General features: G+C 70.1%; 15 protein-coding genes. 5 read left to right on the forward strand and 10 right to left on the reverse strand.

The genetic code is table 11. The annotated features are described in order from the left end of the window. Positions 1–82 precede the first annotated feature (82 nt). Both AB4Y94_RS10935 and AB4Y94_RS10940 read right to left on the reverse strand, forming a co-directional pair. The gene (locus AB4Y94_RS10935) at positions 83–574 is read right to left on the reverse strand and encodes a GNAT family N-acetyltransferase (RefSeq protein ID WP_441727851.1); all 492 of its coding nucleotides are present in this window, start codon (positions 572–574) and stop codon (positions 83–85) included. A gap of 430 nt (positions 575–1,004) precedes the next feature. Beyond that, the gene (locus AB4Y94_RS10940) at positions 1,005–2,561 is read right to left on the reverse strand and encodes a DEAD/DEAH box helicase (protein ID WP_441727852.1); all 1,557 of its coding nucleotides are present in this window, start codon (positions 2,559–2,561) and stop codon (positions 1,005–1,007) included. A 298-nt stretch (positions 2,562–2,859) separates the two neighbouring features. Between AB4Y94_RS10940 and AB4Y94_RS10945 the strand changes: the two genes are divergently transcribed. After that, positions 2,860–5,133 (forward strand): HelD family protein, encoded by a 2,274-nt coding sequence (locus tag AB4Y94_RS10945; protein ID WP_441727853.1) that lies wholly within the window; start codon positions 2,860–2,862, stop codon positions 5,131–5,133. Here AB4Y94_RS10945 and AB4Y94_RS10950 read toward each other — a convergent pair. Continuing rightward, on the reverse strand, positions 5,130–5,765 hold the full coding sequence (locus AB4Y94_RS10950) for a DUF1684 domain-containing protein (RefSeq protein WP_441727854.1): 636 nt from the start codon (positions 5,763–5,765) through the stop codon (positions 5,130–5,132). The genes AB4Y94_RS10945 and AB4Y94_RS10950 overlap by 4 nt on opposite strands. 5 nt (positions 5,766–5,770) lie before the next feature. Next, complete coding sequence (locus tag AB4Y94_RS10955; RefSeq protein ID WP_441727855.1) at positions 5,771–6,328, reverse strand: hypothetical protein; 558 nt, start codon at positions 6,326–6,328, stop codon at positions 5,771–5,773. 42 nt (positions 6,329–6,370) lie between these two features. Here AB4Y94_RS10955 and AB4Y94_RS10960 point away from each other — a divergent pair, with 42 nt between their 5' ends. The 3 genes from AB4Y94_RS10960 (at position 6,371) to AB4Y94_RS10970 (ending at position 8,745) form a co-directional block, all read left to right on the forward strand. Next, entirely contained in the window at positions 6,371–6,832 is a 462-nt protein-coding gene (locus tag AB4Y94_RS10960) for an EVE domain-containing protein (protein ID WP_441727856.1), read from the forward strand. Between the two features lie 10 nt (positions 6,833–6,842). Beyond that, positions 6,843–8,108, forward strand: coding sequence for a hypothetical protein (locus tag AB4Y94_RS10965; protein WP_441727857.1), 1,266 nt, complete (start codon positions 6,843–6,845; stop codon positions 8,106–8,108). Positions 8,109–8,181: 73 nt separating this feature from the next. Continuing rightward, entirely contained in the window at positions 8,182–8,745 is a 564-nt protein-coding gene (locus tag AB4Y94_RS10970; protein ID WP_441727858.1) for a 2-phosphosulfolactate phosphatase, read from the forward strand. Between the two features lie 10 nt (positions 8,746–8,755). Here AB4Y94_RS10970 and AB4Y94_RS10975 read toward each other — a convergent pair whose 3' ends face one another. The 3 genes from AB4Y94_RS10975 to AB4Y94_RS10985 form a co-directional block, all read right to left on the reverse strand. Further along, complete coding sequence (locus AB4Y94_RS10975) at positions 8,756–9,250, reverse strand: SprT-like domain-containing protein (RefSeq protein WP_441727859.1); 495 nt, start codon at positions 9,248–9,250, stop codon at positions 8,756–8,758. Beyond that, entirely contained in the window at positions 9,250–10,506 is a 1,257-nt protein-coding gene (locus tag AB4Y94_RS10980; protein ID WP_441727987.1) for a PQQ-dependent sugar dehydrogenase, read from the reverse strand. The genes AB4Y94_RS10975 and AB4Y94_RS10980 overlap by 1 nt, the downstream gene beginning before the upstream one ends. Before the next feature lie 259 nt (positions 10,507–10,765). Beyond that, positions 10,766–11,089 (reverse strand): hypothetical protein, encoded by a 324-nt coding sequence (locus AB4Y94_RS10985; RefSeq protein WP_441727860.1) that lies wholly within the window; start codon positions 11,087–11,089, stop codon positions 10,766–10,768. Here AB4Y94_RS10985 and AB4Y94_RS10990 point away from each other — a divergent pair, their 5' ends adjacent. Continuing rightward, entirely contained in the window at positions 11,090–11,350 is a 261-nt protein-coding gene (locus tag AB4Y94_RS10990) for a hypothetical protein (RefSeq protein ID WP_441727861.1), read from the forward strand. A 415-nt stretch (positions 11,351–11,765) separates the two neighbouring features. On the opposite strand, the gene AB4Y94_RS10995 is transcribed toward AB4Y94_RS10990, so the two are convergent. The 3 genes from AB4Y94_RS10995 to AB4Y94_RS11005 form a co-directional block, all read right to left on the reverse strand. Then, a complete protein-coding gene (locus AB4Y94_RS10995; RefSeq protein ID WP_441727862.1) occupies positions 11,766–12,650 on the reverse strand; it encodes a spermidine synthase in 885 nt (294 codons plus the stop codon). A gap of 161 nt (positions 12,651–12,811) precedes the next feature. Continuing rightward, positions 12,812–13,810 carry a sugar kinase gene (locus tag AB4Y94_RS11000; RefSeq protein WP_441727863.1) on the reverse strand — a complete coding sequence of 333 codons (999 nt, stop codon included), beginning with the start codon at positions 13,808–13,810 and terminating at the stop codon, positions 12,812–12,814. Continuing rightward, positions 13,807–14,472, reverse strand: coding sequence for a bifunctional 4-hydroxy-2-oxoglutarate aldolase/2-dehydro-3-deoxy-phosphogluconate aldolase (locus tag AB4Y94_RS11005; protein WP_441727864.1), 666 nt, complete (start codon positions 14,470–14,472; stop codon positions 13,807–13,809). Before AB4Y94_RS11005 ends, AB4Y94_RS11000 begins: the two co-directional genes overlap by 4 nt. Positions 14,473–14,534 lie beyond the last annotated feature (62 nt).

The raw sequence follows: 14,534 nt of genomic DNA on the forward strand, positions 1-14,534 counted from the left end.
TTGTGGCGCGCGAGAACGCACTTGTTGGGTCTAAGACGGTCGCATAAACCCAACAAGTGCAGGTTCGCCGAGCAGGGGCGCGTCAGCGAACGAGCCGCACCTCGTGGATCTCCTCGCCGAGGAACGGCTCGGTGTGCTCGCTGCCGTCGGGTGCGAAGCCGTTGCGCTGGTAGAAGCGATGTGCTCGCGGGTTGTCGGACGCGACCCACAGGTAGGCCGGGTCGGCGCCGCAGGCCGCGTCGAACAGTTGCTGGCCGATTCCGGTGCCGTGGAACTCGTGGAGCAGGTAGATGAAGTGTAGTTCTCGCTCGCGGGGGGCGTCGTCGTCGCGGGCCGGTCCCGACCCGGAGAATCCTACGATCTTGTCGTCCACGACCGCCGCATACTGGCGGTATTCCTCGCCCTGGCCCATCCAGTGGGTCCACAGCTCGGCCATCCGGCGCGGGGAGAGGTTGGCGAGCGTGGCTTCGCTGACCAGGTGGTCGTAGGTCTCGTGCCAGCACGTGGCGTGCACGCGACCGAGGGCTTCGGCATCAACGTCACGGACGGGCCGAACAACAACTGTGGTGTCCATCCACCGAGACTAGCTGAGCCGCGGACACTGTTTTGACCGCCGATGTCGGCACTGATGCCGGGTGACCGGAGGCCGCCGTGCGTAACTCCTGCAGTTTTCAATGCGAGTGGATTTGGCACCCGCGTCATTCCGCGGATGTGCGCGCCGGCCGTTTGCAAATTGCAGGAGTTACGCACGCGGGCCGGAGCCGACGGGGCGCGAGGGCCGGTTTCGGCGCCCGCCGCGGAGCCAATTGGGGGCCAAACGGCCGGCTGGGCCAATCGGCCTGCTGTGCGGCGGAGGCGACAAAGCCCCGGTCGGCGCAGCCTTCGTTCGGACCCGACCACGCCCGAACGCACAACGGGCCGGCCACCGAAGTGGCCGGCCCGTCGTCGAACGGATGCAGCGAAGCGGATGCCGCGAACGGATCCGGCGAACGGATGCCGCGGAGTTAGCCCTGCGCGCGACGCGGCGCGGCGCGGCGTGCGCCAGCACCGGCGGACGAGCCGCCGCCACGGACGAGCCCGCCGACCTGCAGGCCGCCGGAGCGACCCGAACCGGAACCGGAGCCGCCGGAGCGACCCGAACCGGAGCCGGAGCCGCCGCCCTGCTTCGGGGCGTGGCTGCGGCCGGTAGCCGCCGGGCGCCCCGAACGGTCACGGCGGGCGCCGCCGGACGAGGCCACGTCATCGCCGCGGCCGGAACCGCCACGACCGCCCTGCTCATCGCGGTTGGTGCGCTTGCGCTGGGCGTTGGCGCCCTGTGAACGGCCACCCTGCGACTGTCCGCGGGCGGGCTGCTCCTGGCGCGGTGACGGCTTCACGTACGCCGCGACCTCGCCGACCAGTGCATTCACGGCGGGGGAGTCCGCGGTCACGCGCTGCGGGGTCACCTTGATGGCGGCCTTCCGCAGCAGCTGCTCGGTGTCCTTCTTCTGCACGGGGAGCATCACGGTGACGACGTCACCGGCGCTGCCGGCGCGGGCGGTGCGACCCGAACGGTGCAGGTACGCCTTGTGCTCGGCCGGCGGGTCGACGTGGATCACCAGTTCGATGTCGTCGACGTGAACGCCGCGGGCGGCGACATCCGTTGCCACCAGAACCTTGACGTCCCCGGCGGCGAACGCAGCCAGGTTGCGATCGCGGGCGACCTGGGAGAGGTTGCCGTGCAAGTCGACGGAGGGGATGCCGGAGTCGGTGAGCTGCTTGGCCAGCTTCTTGGCGTGGTGCTTCGTGCGCATGAAGAGAATGCGGCGGCCGGTGCCCGACGCGAGCTTCTGCACGAGGTCCTTCTTGGCGTCGACACCCTCGACCTCGAAGACGTGGTGGGTCATCGCGGAAACGTGGCTGGTGGCCTCGTCGACGGAGTGCAGGACCTCGTTGTGCAGGAAGCGGCGAACGATCTTGTCCACGCCGTTGTCGAGCGTGGCGGAGAACAGCAGGCGCTGGCCGTTGGCCGGCGTCTTGTCGAGGATGCGGGTGACGACGGGCAGGAAGCCCAGGTCGGCCATGTGGTCGGCCTCGTCGAGGACGGTGATCTCGACGGCGTCGAGCGACACGAAGCCCTGCTTCATGAGGTCTTCGAGACGGCCGGGGCAGGCCACGACGATGTCGACGCCGGCCTTGAGCGCGGCTACCTGGCGGTTCTGCGAGACGCCGCCGAAGATCGTGGTGGTGGTCAGGTTGTACGCCTCGGCGTACGGGGTGAGTGCCGTAGAGATCTGGGTGGCCAGTTCACGGGTGGGAGCCAGGATCAGGCCGACCGGGCGCCCGGGGCGGCGCTTGCCGCCGGCGAGTTTGCCGCCGAGGCGAGCCGCCATCGGGATCGAGAAGGCGAGGGTCTTGCCGGAGCCGGTCTTGCCCCGGCCGAGCACGTCGCGCCCGCTCAGGGTGTCAGGAAGGGTGTCGACCTGGATCGGGAACGGGCTGTTGATTCCCTGCGCCGTGAGGACGGCGAGCAGGGGTGCCGGCACGTTGAGTGCGGCGAAGGTTGTTGCGGTTTCAGACAAAGTGGTGCCTTTCGGGCATCAGATTCCCCGCGTGTTCCGCTGCCGACAGGCGGCATCCGAAACCAGGAGGATTCACATGGCGAAGGTGCCGATAGGCACATCCGTTCGCCGTAAGAAGTGATCATTCATAAAATCGAACCGGCCAGCGGATGCAGGCGGTCGCGATAGGAAGAGGGCGTTCTACGACGCAGGGAGCGCGTCAACGCACTCACAAGTAACCCCAGTCTAGCGGATGCGGTCAAGTGGCACAGATTCGCAGGCTAAAATCGTTGGTCCGAGCGTATAGATCTGGAGTCGAGTGGCAGTGAACGAACTCGATCGCGAACGCGCTCACGTGGCAGCCCTGTACGCGCGGCTGGACGACATGCGGCTCGACGAGGCCACCCGGCTCGCCGCCGTGCGCGCCCAGGGCGTCGGAGGCAACCACCAGATGCGCAGCGAACGCGACGCGTTCGCCCGCCTGCACGAGGACCGGCTGCTGCAACTGCGCGAGGTGGACGAACGGCTCGTGTTCGGCCGGCTGCGACTGGCCGATGCCGGCCCCCGTGGCGACGATCCCCACTCCGACGACGACTCGATCCGGTACATCGGCCGGCTGGGCCTCCGCGACGAGAACCAGCAGAGCCTCCTTCTGGACTGGCGGGCCCCGCAGGCCAGCGCCTTCTACCAGGCCACCGCGGCGACGCCCCTCGGCGTGCTCGCCCGCCGCCACCTGATCATGCGGGAACGCGAGGTGATCCGCCTCGAGGACGAGGTGTTCGACGCCCGGCTCCTCGCCGCGGGCTCGACCGGCGGCCAGGAGAACGAGGTCCAGGGCGAAGGCGCGCTTCTCGCCGCGCTCTCGCTGGAGCGCACCGGACGCATGCACGACATCGTCGCGACGATCCAGGCCGAGCAGGACCGGATCATCCGCTCGGAGATGCGCGGTGCGCTCGTGGTCCAGGGCGGCCCCGGCACCGGCAAGACCGCCGTGGCCCTGCACCGGGCGGCGTACCTGCTGTACACCCACCGGGATCGCCTCGGCCGGGCCGGGGTGCTGATCGTCGGGCCCTCCGACGCGTTCATGAGCTACATCGAGTCGGTGCTGCCCTCGCTCGGCGAGACCGGCGTGGTGATGCAGTCCCTCGGCGAGTTGTTCCCCGGCGTCACGGCGACAACGGATGACGCGCCCGCGGTGGCCGCGCTCAAGGGCTCGGCCGAGATGGCCGGGTTGATTGCCCGCGCCGTGAAGTCGCGCCAGCGGGTGCCGGCGAAGCCGGAGACGGTCGTGGTCAACGGCGACCGGCTGGTCGTGCAGCCGGCGATCCTCGCCCAGGCGGTCGCCAAGGCGCAGGCCAGCGGCAAGACGCACAACGAGGCGCGGGTGGTGTTCGTCAGCCAGGCGCTCGACCGTCTGACCGAGCAGTTCGTGCGGCAGCTGCGGCAGGCCGGCCGCGCCATCGACGACAGTGACATGTCCCTGCTGCGCGAGGACCTGCGCACCTCCTACGACATGCGCGTGGTGCTCAACACGGCGTGGATGCCCCTCACCGCCGAGAAGCTGGTCCAGGACCTGTACGCCAGGCCGCAGTGGCTGGCCGAGCTCACCCACCGGTGGCCGGCCCGGCAACGCGCGCTGCTGCAGCGTCCGCGGGAGGCTCCGTTCACGATCTCCGACGTGCCGTTGCTCGACGAGGCAGCCGAGATCCTCGGCCCGATGGCTGTGGAGTCCGACGCCGGCCGGCACGAGCGAGACGCGCAACGCCGTCGCGACCTCGAAAACGCCACTCAGGCAATCCGGAACGCCGGTGTCGAGGGGATCGTCAGCGCCGAACAGCTCGCGGACAACTTCTCCGATTCCGGTGACGACGCGTCGACGACCGCGGATCGGGCGCGTTCGGACCGCACCTGGACATTCGGCCATGTCGTCGTCGACGAGGCCCAGGAGCTCTCGCCGATGCAGTGGCGACTGCTGGTGCGCCGGAGCCCGATGCGTTCGTTCACAATCGTGGGCGACATCGCCCAGGCCAGTTCGCTGGACGCCCCCTCGAGCTGGCACGCTGCCCTCGACGAGCAGTTCAGCGGCCGGTGGGAACTCGAGGAACTCACGGTCAACTACCGCACCCCCGCCCAGATCGCACGCGAGGCGGAGCGCATCGCGCGTCAGCATGGCCTGCCGATCACCGCGACGAAGTCGGTGCGCGAGGGCGAATGGGCCATCGCCACGTCGTTCGCAGACGATGCCGCCTCGCTACCGGCCTCCGTCGTGCGAGCCGTGCGCGACGACCGGGCGATCTCGACCGCCGGCACGCTCGCCGTCATCGCGCCGGTGCACTTGCTCGAGCCGGTGATGACCCGGTTGACGGATGCCTTCGGTGCCGACGTCGGGACCGGATCACGAGGCCTGGAGCGCCCGATCACGGTGCTCACCGCGCACGACGCCAAGGGCCTGGAGTTCGACGCTGTCGTGCTCGCCGACCCTGACGCGCTCCTGGCCGAGTCCCCTCGTGGGGCCGCGGCACTGTATGTGGCGATGACCCGGCCCACCCAGCGGCTGACGCTGGTGCGGGTGGCCGCTAGCGAACGCGCCTAATACGCCGGGTGGTACAACTCGCCGACGGGGACCTCGACGGCGACCGTGTTGCCCGGCTGTGGCAGCGGGCAGGCCCACATCGGGTCGTAGGCGCACGACGGGCTGTACGCGAAATTGAAGTCGAGGATCAGGGTATCGTCGTCGGCGCCGGGCCCGAGGTCGGCGCCTTTCACGGTGTCGATGAGGTAGCGCCCGCCGCCGTAGGTGCCACCGGGCTTACCGGCCAGGGCGTCCTTCAACGGGATGAAGATGCCGCCGGCGTAACTGGCCAGCCGCCACACGTCGAGCGAGCCGACGTACGGCAACCGCACGCTGCCGACCAGGTCGAACGGCACCGTGCCGTCGGTGCCGGTCTCCACGTTCAAGCGCACCGGTTCCGCCGCCCGGTGCACCTCGAGCTCGAAACGCCAATCCGGGTCGTACGCGGCCACGGTGAGGCCGGTGAAGGCGGCGCGATCGTCGGGCAGGAGCGGCGATGACGGGTGTCCGGCGAACAATTCGTCGCGCCCGGACCGCCACAGCTCGTGGCCCGAGGCCGGGTCATGGGCGCTGAGGTGACGAACGCCGGCGTACAGTCCGAACACGCGCCGGCGCCAGTCCGCGATCTGCAGGGCACCCAGTGTGGAACTCATTTACGTCACACTAGCCCCGTGTTGGCGCCGGTGCCGGTCGCGGTGGGCATGGGCGGGGTCCAATCCGGCGAATCGACACCCAGGTCGAGTTGCCAGGAGGGTGCAAGTTGCTTCAGCCGCAGCATCCGCCACTGCCAGAACGCCCAGAACGCGGGCCACACCGCAACGCTCGCCCGCCCGGCCGTGAAGATCAGCTGGTCGCGATAGAGGGTCTTGCCGGTGCCTGCCGGGTCCGGGGAGATCGCCATCCGATGGTCCCACAGGGTGACCACCGTCATTGCGCCGGACACGCCCCGGCCGGCGTCGCGGAGGATCCGCACGTCTCCGTCCTGCGTCGTCGTCGTGGTGAGGCTGATCACCTGCTCACCCATCGGCACCAGGCCGAGGCCGCGCATCACGACCGGGTGCTCGCCGCCCGCCCACACGGTCGGGAAGCCCCGGGGCTCGAGCGACTCCATGGTCAGCACGGGGGAGCTCACCTCCCGAAAAACGGCGGGGCTCTGCACGGCGCGCCACGCGGCATCCGGGTGGCAATTGAGGGTCTCTTTCAGCAGAACGCGCATGGCTCCAGTCTGCGGTGACGCCCGATGCAGTACAACTGGAGCGTGGCAATCAGATACTGGATGGGCGTTGTGCAGCGTGAACACGTGCGGCGCGGGGTGGAGCTGGGCATCGCCCAGGCCAACCACGGGTCGCGTGCCGCGCTGGAGCAGATGGGCGAGGCCGACGGCATCGTCTACTATTCGCCGAAGACCGATATCGAGGGCGAACCGCTCAAGGCGTTCGCCGCGATCGGACGCATCGCAGACGGCACCGTGTTCCAGGCGGGTTCGGCTTCCAGTGACTTCCGCCCCTGGCGACGCAAGGCCGACTATGAAGCGGATGCCGAGGAGGCCCCGATCCGTCCGTTGCTGGCGGTCCTTGACTTCTCGCGTGACAATCCGAACTGGGGTTACCAACTGCGGCGGGGCATGATCGAAATCTCGAAGCACGACTTCGAGGTGATCCGACGGCAGATGCGGCGAACGTCGCCCGACGAGAGGTGGCGTTCAGGCGGCGTTCAGTAGACTCACGGCTATGACGGGCGAACTCTGGTGGGTGCCCTCGGTCATCGTTTTCGCCGTGGTGGCGGTGGTGGTCGGGGCGATCATCGCCGTCCAGCGCCGCCGGTCGCGAGCACGCCAGCGCCTGGCGCGCGCCGCCGACGCTGACTTGGCACGCCGCGCGGCGATCAGCCTGGTGCGCGCGGATGACCTGGTGCAGGAGGCGTCAGACGAACTCGGATTCGCCATCGCCCAGTTCGGCGAGCAGGCCACGCGCGACTTCGCGACCGCGCTGGCCACGTCCCGGCGGCAATTGCGGGACGCGTTCGCCCTGCAGCAGAAGCTCGACGACTCTGTTCCCGATTCCAGGGAGGAACGCCGGCGCTGGAACGACCAGCTGATCATGCTCGCCGATGAGGCCACGGAACGGCTGAACCAGCAGACCCGAGACTTCGACGCCAAGCGGGGCCTGGAGCGCGATGCGCCGCTGCGCCTGGAACAGTTGACCCGCCGCCTGGATCGGGCGGCCGACCGGGTGAAGAGCGGCGCTGCCAGCCTGCAACGGCTGGGACTCACCTACGCGGAGGGTGCCCTGGCGCCGATCAGCGGCAACGTGGAGCGCGCCGAGATCGCACTCGGGCAGGCCAGGGTCGCGGCCGACGCCGCCTCCGCCCGGTTGAACCGGGCGGCCTCCGAGCCGGTCGGTGACCAGCTGCAGGCGGTGGAACAGGCCCTCTTCACTGTCACGCAGCTGCTGGACGCGATTGAGACCGGCGAAGACCAGCTGCACATCGGCTACGCCACCCTGGGCAAGGCGCTCGCCGCCTCCGACGTGGAGCTCGCCGAAGCGCGCCAGCTGCGTGACCGGCACGAGGACTCCGAGGCGAGTGCGAAGCTCAACGCCGTCATCGCCCGTGCCGACTCAGTGCTGGCCGACCTGCGCCGACCCGACCGGCTGAGCGACCCGGCCGCCGACCTCGCCATGCTGCGCGAGGCGATGGACGGGCTGGACGTCATCCGCTCCGAAGCCCGCAACCGGCAACTGCGGCTGGAGAACGCGCGCACCGCATTGACCGGCGCCGTGCTCACCGCGCAGAGCCAGATCACGGTGACCCGCGATTTCATCACGGCCAACCGAGGTCGGGTGGGCGCAGCCGCGCGCACCCGGCTGGCCGAGGCCGAGCGGCAGCTCGCGCTCGCGCAGGCCGAGTCGGACCCGGTCACCGCCCTGGACACCGCGCGCCGCGCGATGACCCATGCGACGGATGCCGATGCCCTCGCCCGCTACGACACGCACTGACCGCGCCCCTCGGCGTCGTCACGGACTCCAGCTGTGCCGACCGGCGGCTCGACTCTCCCGATAATCTGGGCGGATGAGTGAAACGCAGCCGCAGGGCACCTACCAGGTCCGATTCGATTGGGGCGTCGCAGGATTCCAGGCGCTGGCGTCCGGTGCCGACGTGGTCGTGCTTGCCGATGCGCTGCCTCCCGCCGGTTCACCGGATGCGGCCGCACTGGTCCGGAGGCCGCTGTCCGGCCACCGGGTGATCCGGGCCGACCTCGGAAACCGCACTGCCGTCGCCGAATGGGTGATGGCGCGGCAGACGGAGACCGGCGCCCGGTTTTCCGTCGCGGTCATCGCAATCGGGGAACGGCGGCAGGACGGCTCCGCCCGATGGGGCATGGAGGACCTGCTGGTTGCCGGGGCGGTCGTCGACGCCCTCACCGAGCTCGGGATCGACCATTGCTCGCCGGAGGCGGCTGCGGCATCCGCTGCCTTCGTCGGGTTGAAGCGGGCGCTCAGGCACCTGCTCGCCGCCTCGGAGACCGGGCTGGCGCTCGCCGCGGCCGGGCAGCGCGACGTCGTCAGCGCGAGCACAGTGCTCGACCACTCACGCGACGTGCCCGAGGTCGGGGAGTTCGCCTTTCCAGCCTGAGTGACAGGTGTCAGGTCCCCGTGGCCGCCGCCGCTCTCCGCCGCGCCGCCGCGGTGATTTCCCGCCGGTTCCAGGTGATCAGGTGGGCCCGGCTGAAGCCGCGGCCGCAGAGGCCGCAGGCCAGGGGTCGAGTCGGTTCCCGGTACCGGTAGTGCGTGTGCCCGGCCGGGCAGGTGCCCACCCACGGTGCGAGGTCGTCGGCGATCTCGCCGTCGTGGGTGCGCTTGCCGTCGTAGCCGAGGTCCTGCGCGGTGGCCTTCCACTTCGGTCCGTGCCCAGCGCGCGGCCCAGCCAGGGCGTGCGCGACCTCGTGGAGCAGGATCTGGTGGATTTCGTCGTCCTCGTACCGGGCGGCCAGATAGCGTGACACGGTGATCCGCTTGGCGGTGAAGTTGCACAGCCCCGCGCGTTTCTTGGCGTTGTCGAAGCCGAACGACCAACTCGGGTCGAGGTGAAGGGCGATCAGTGCGTCGGCCCAGCGGCGCACGCGGTCGAGGTTCGCCATCAGGGTGCCACCTGCACCTGATAGAGCCGGTCGTCGCCGTCGCCGGGGTTTCCCCGGCCATCCGTGTTGTTGCTCACAAACCACAGTGTGCCATCCGGCCCTGACACCACATCGCGCAGACGCCCGAAACTGTGGACAAACCAGTCACCCGCCTCACCTGTGGAGAGAACGATGCGCCAGAGTCGTTCACCGCGCAAGCTCGCCATGAAGACGGTGTCGTTGACGATCGCAATGCCGCTGGGACTGGCGACATCCGTTCGCCACTGCTGCACCGGGTCGACGTACGAGGGGTTGCCGGCGGCACCCTCGACCACCGGCCAGCCGTAGTTGCTGCCCGGGGTGATGCGGTTGAGTTCGTCCCAGGTGTTCTGCCCGAATTCGCTGGCCCAGAGCTGGCCGTGAGAGTCCCAGGCGATGCCCTGCGGGTTGCGGTGCCCATACGAGTAGACCAGGGTGCCGAACGGGTTGTCGGTCGGAACCCCGCCGGTGGGTGTCATCCGCAGGATCTTGCCGCCGAGCGAGTTGCGGTCCTGCGCGTTCGCACCGTTGCCGGCGTCTCCGGCCGTGGCGTAGAGCAGGCCGTCGGGCCCGAATCCGAGGCGGCCGCCGTTGTGGTTGCCGGCCTTCGGGATCCCATCCAGAATCAGTTCCGGAGTGCCCAGCCCGTAGCTTCCGGCAGCCCCGGTCAGCGGCATCCGCACGATGCGGTTGTCGTCTGCGGCCGTGAAGTAGGCGTAGATCCAGCCGGCGGAGGCCGCGGTGCCGGAGCCGGAGTGGGAGCCGGAGTCGGCGCCGGAGTCGGTTCCGTGGTCGGCCGCGGTGTCGTCCGCCGCGGCACGATACGCCAGCCCGAGGAGGCCCCCCTCCCCGCCGGGTTCGACCCCCGGCACCGTGCCGGCCTCGCGCAGGCCGCCGTCCGGGAGCAACTCAACGATCTCACCCGCGTCACGCTCGCTGATCAGGGTACCACCGGCCGGTATCCGCACGATCGACCACGGCACATCGAGCTGTGACGCGATGACGACGGGATCCCCGACCGGGTGCACCGGCAGCAGGACTCCGGTGGGAGGGGCCGTCTCCGACGGGACCGGCCGGGCCGGAGTGGACGTGGACGTCGGCGGACGCGGTGGGCCCGCTGTACAGGCGGTTAGGGCGAGCGCAGTTGTCGCCGCCAGCGCGCCGAGCGCCAAGACGCCGCGGCGTCGCATCCGCTGCACGCCGTTGCCGGCCGCAGCCAGGGTGGACTTCTGCCTCATGGTCACGTGCCGCACCTCATCCCGTGCACAACTCCTGCAATTCTCGCCGATTCGGTCGAATTTGGCCCATTTCTTGACAACTCCCCATGAATTGCAGGAGTTATGCGCGCGGGCCGGTGGCACACTCAGGACGAAACCGATCGCCCGGCCGGGAAGGTGTTCGCTGCGGTTGCCCTCATCGGAATTCTCCGGGGTTGGCCACAGCCCGGGGACGAATCGGTCGATACCGGACCGTCTGTGCGGCCGGAAGGCGCCCGGGTTACTCGGTTTGCCCGGACGGACGGGCAGAGTCGTCTGACTCCTGCCGCTTCTGCTTCTTCTCCTGGATGAACGATTCCACGACGGCAACGGCGATGAGCGAACTCTCCACCTGTCCCTCTGGCGCCCCGCTCTTGTTGCGAAGGAACACGGCGGCGGTGAAATCGGCGAGCGCCGCCTCGAGGTTGCCCTGCTCGAAGTAGACCTTGCCGCGGTGCTGGCGGGCGTAGCCGGCGATGCTGTCCCACTCGTGGGTCTCCGCCTCGTCGATGCAGTGGCTCAGCTCCGCCGCGGCCTCGTCGAGCTTGCCGCGGTACTGCTGCACTTGGGCGCGACGGATGCGACACAGCGCGAGTTCCTCGCGGCTCCCGGTGAACCGGGCCTGGCGAACCGCCTCGTTCGCGATCTCCCAGGCTTCGTCCAGCCGGCCTACCAGCCGAAGCAGCGTGACCTTCTCGTTGAGTGCGGACAGGCTGCGGAGGTCGCCGAGTTCGTCGAGCCGGGCGCCGGCGGCGCGGAGGTCAACTTTTTCGCGCAGCGTGACTGCGTCGTAGCCGATGATGATGCTCAGGATGGGTTCCAGTGAGGCGGGCGCGGCCGGGTGTGCCGCGCGGGGGAGGGGTCCCCTTCAGGATAACCCGGGTCTGCATCGTGCGCCGCCGCTGTTCCCCGTGTCCCAGTCACATCATCGCTGTGTCGCCCTCCTGCCGCCTCGCCTTCCGTCCTGCCGCCTCGCCTTCCGTTGTGCCGTCTCGCCTTCCGGTGTGCCGTCCAACGCACCCGTAGTGCCGTCACGCTGTGCATTTGACCACGCGCGGATGGCAGGCCCGCCGCGCGTGGCCAGATCCGCAGCGCGAAGGGAGGGGGCGCGCCGCAGTGTGGGGACGCGGACCCACAGCGCGGCGGGGGCGGGGCGCGCCGAGGTGTGGGGACGGGCATCCGCAGCGCGGCGGGAGCGGGGCGCGCCGCAGTGCGGGAGGCGCATCCGCAGCGGCGGTGGCTCAGCGCCCGATCTGGAACACGGTCCGGCCGGGGAGCGGGGACGGCGTGGCCGTCGCATCCGTTGACACCAGCGACCCCGCCATGAACTGACGCAACTCGGTGCCCTCGATCACCTTCGCCGGGTGCGGGCCGCCGGCCAGCAGTCGGGGGATCCAGCCGGTGTCGATCGGCGTGTGCGCCGCGACGAAGACGATATTGCCGAAGCGCCGACCCTTCAGCACCTGCGTCTCCGCCAGCCCGATCAGATGCGGGAACACCGAGGCCAGCGTCGCAGCCTGCCCGCGCGCGAAGGCCAGCCCGGGGCCGTCGGCGACGTTCACGGCAAGCACGCCCCGCGCGGAGAGCAGCGGCGCCGCCAGCGCATAGAACTCGCGGCTCGTGACGTGGGCGGGCGTGCGCGCGCCGGAGAAGATGTCGACGACGACGAGGTCCACCGCGCCGTGCAGCCCGGCCGGCAGCTTCGCCAGCACTTCGCGGGCGTCGCCGTGCCGCACCCGCAGTTGAGCGCGCTTGTCCCAGGGCAGCTCGGCCCGGACCAGGTCGATGAGCTCGGTCTCCAGCTCGACCACCTGCTGTCGGGAGCCGGGCCGGGTGGCCTCGACATAGCGTGGCAGGGTGAGTGCGCCGGCGCCCAGGTGTACCGCAGTGATCGGTTGGCCGGGGTCGCCGATCAGGTCGATGACGTGGCCGATCCGCTGGATGTACTCGAAGAACAACTCGCCCGGGTTCTCGAGGTTCACGTGCGACTGCGGGGTCCCGTCGACGACCAGCTGAAAGCTTCCGGGGGTGAACCGGTCGGGTTCGATCACGGCCGAGTAGCCGCTGTGCTTCAAGACGACCGACTTTGATCCACCCGACGGATGCTGCTGCTCGCCCCTGCTCATTCCTCCAGTCTGCGGCATCCATTGCACGCTCCGCAGCCAAACCTCCCTCCGCGCGTCAAACGACTCCGTCCCTCGCCGAACCTGCACTTGTTGGGGTTATCAGGCCTCCATAACCCCAACAAGTGCAGTTTCGCGGCCGGGAAGGCGGCCGGGAGGGGGAGTCAGCGGGAGACGGGCTCGGTCGCGCCGAGTGCCGCCAGTTCGCTCCGCCGCGGCAGGCCCTCCCAGTCGCCCGACGACAGGCATACATACGCCCCGACGGTGACGGCAGTCGTCAGCCGGGTGGCGACGTCCTCGCCGCGCAGGTACTCGGCAAGGTAGCCCGCGACGAACCCGTCGCCGGCGCCGACCGTGTCGACGGGGTGGATGCGCACGGCGTCACGCGTGTATTCCTGCCCGTCGACCAGGGCGACGGCGCCGCGGGACCCGAGCTTCACGACGGCCTGCCCGGCCCCGGCGTCCACCAGCCGGTGCGCCAACTCGAGCGGCGAGAGCCGCGTGCCGGTCGAATCGGCAGCGCCCACCGCAATGGCGGCCTCGTCGTCCCCCGCGAAGACGAGGTCGGAGTGGGCGATGATCCGACGGTAGACGCCGCCCGCCTGCTCCGCGGTCCACAGCTTCCCGCGGAAGTTCAGATCGAACGACACCGGCACCCCGGCCTCCCGCGCGACCGCGATCGCCGCGAACGTCGCGTCAGCGGCCGATGAAGACAGCGCCGGGGTGATCCCGGTCACGTGCAGCAGCGATGCCGCCCGGACCAGCTCGGGGTCGATGTCCTCCGGACGCAGCCGCGACCCCGCGTTGCCGCGCCGGTAATACCAGACCCGGGTGTCGGAGCTGGTGCGGTGCTCCTTGATCATCAGCCCGGTGGGTGCCTCAGGGTCGCGGATGCCGACCACCCGCACTCCCTCGGCGCCGATCTCCCGCAGCACCAGGTCGCCGAGCGAGTCCGCGCCCACCCGTCCGATCCAGGTGGTATCGGTGCCGAGTCGGGTCAGCGCGATGGCCAGGTTGCTCTCCGACCCGCCGATCCCGAGGTTCAGGGTGCGCGCGTGCTGCAGCGGCCCGGCGGTGGCCGAGCTCATCATGGCCATGGTCTCGCCGAAGGTGACGACGGATGCCCCGGCGCCGGTGCTCGGGGACCCCGCGGCGGCGCTCATTTGCCGGCCCGCGCATCCGCTGCGAGCTCGGTGACTCGACGCGCCCGGTCGGCGAGGGCGTCGAGGGACCCGCCTTTGAGCGCGTCGCCGATCAGCGGGCCGCCGAGGCTGACCGCGGTGGCGCCGGCCGCCAGCCAGGCCGGGATGTCGCCGAGGCCGATGCCGCCGGACGGCACGAACTGGAGGTCGGGGAACGGGCCGCGCAGGTGTGAGCCGTACTGGGGGCCGACGGTCTCGGCGGGGAAGATCTTCACGGCGGTGGCACCGGCGTCCCAGGCGGAATACAGCTCGGTCGGGGTGAGTCCCCCGGGGAACACCGGCACTCCGGCCGCGACGGCCAGCGCGATGACGTCGAGGTTCACGATCGGCGTCACGAGGTAGCGGGCGCCGGCGTCGATGGCCTGCTGGGCCTGGGCGACGTTCACGATCGTTCCGATGCCGACCTCCACCTCGGAGCCGGCTCGCTCCAGCAGCGCCGGCAGGTGCTCGAACGTGCCGGGGGTGCTGAGCGTGAGCTCGATCGAGCGCACCCCGTTTTCGGCGAGTACGTCGACGACAGCGTCATAGTCGCTCGCCTGGCTGGCGCGCAGCACCGCGATGACGGGGTTGGCGACAAGCAGGGCGGATGCCGGCAGGCGGCGGGGCGGGATGGTCTCGGTCACGATTACTCCAGTAGGGGTGGGGGGTGGGGGGTGGAGGGAGGGACGGGGTTGGGGACGAGGAC

Origin of the sequence: Glaciibacter sp. 2TAF33, assembly GCF_052114945.1 — a bacterium.
GTDB lineage: Bacteria > Actinomycetota > Actinomycetes > Actinomycetales > Microbacteriaceae > Cryobacterium.

Bases quoted from the DNA above. Each gene is read 5' to 3' on its own strand.
- AB4Y94_RS11000 (WP_441727863.1), bottom strand. From the start codon at position 13,810: ATGAGCGCCGCCGCGGGGTCCCCGAGCACCGGCGCCGGGGCATCCGTC.
- AB4Y94_RS10935 (WP_441727851.1), bottom strand. From the start codon at position 574: ATGGACACCACAGTTGTTGTTCGGCCCGTCCGTGACGTTGATGCCGAA.
- AB4Y94_RS10995 (WP_441727862.1), bottom strand. From the start codon at position 12,650: ATGAGCAGGGGCGAGCAGCAGCATCCGTCGGGTGGATCAAAGTCGGTC.
- AB4Y94_RS10955 (WP_441727855.1), bottom strand. From the start codon at position 6,328: ATGCGCGTTCTGCTGAAAGAGACCCTCAATTGCCACCCGGATGCCGCG.
- AB4Y94_RS10950 (WP_441727854.1), bottom strand. From the start codon at position 5,765: ATGAGTTCCACACTGGGTGCCCTGCAGATCGCGGACTGGCGCCGGCGC.
- AB4Y94_RS10980 (WP_441727987.1), bottom strand. From the start codon at position 10,506: ATGAGGCAGAAGTCCACCCTGGCTGCGGCCGGCAACGGCGTGCAGCGG.
- AB4Y94_RS10970 (WP_441727858.1), top strand. From the start codon at position 8,182: ATGAGTGAAACGCAGCCGCAGGGCACCTACCAGGTCCGATTCGATTGG.
- AB4Y94_RS10975 (WP_441727859.1), bottom strand. From the start codon at position 9,250: ATGGCGAACCTCGACCGCGTGCGCCGCTGGGCCGACGCACTGATCGCC.
- AB4Y94_RS10965 (WP_441727857.1), top strand. From the start codon at position 6,843: ATGACGGGCGAACTCTGGTGGGTGCCCTCGGTCATCGTTTTCGCCGTG.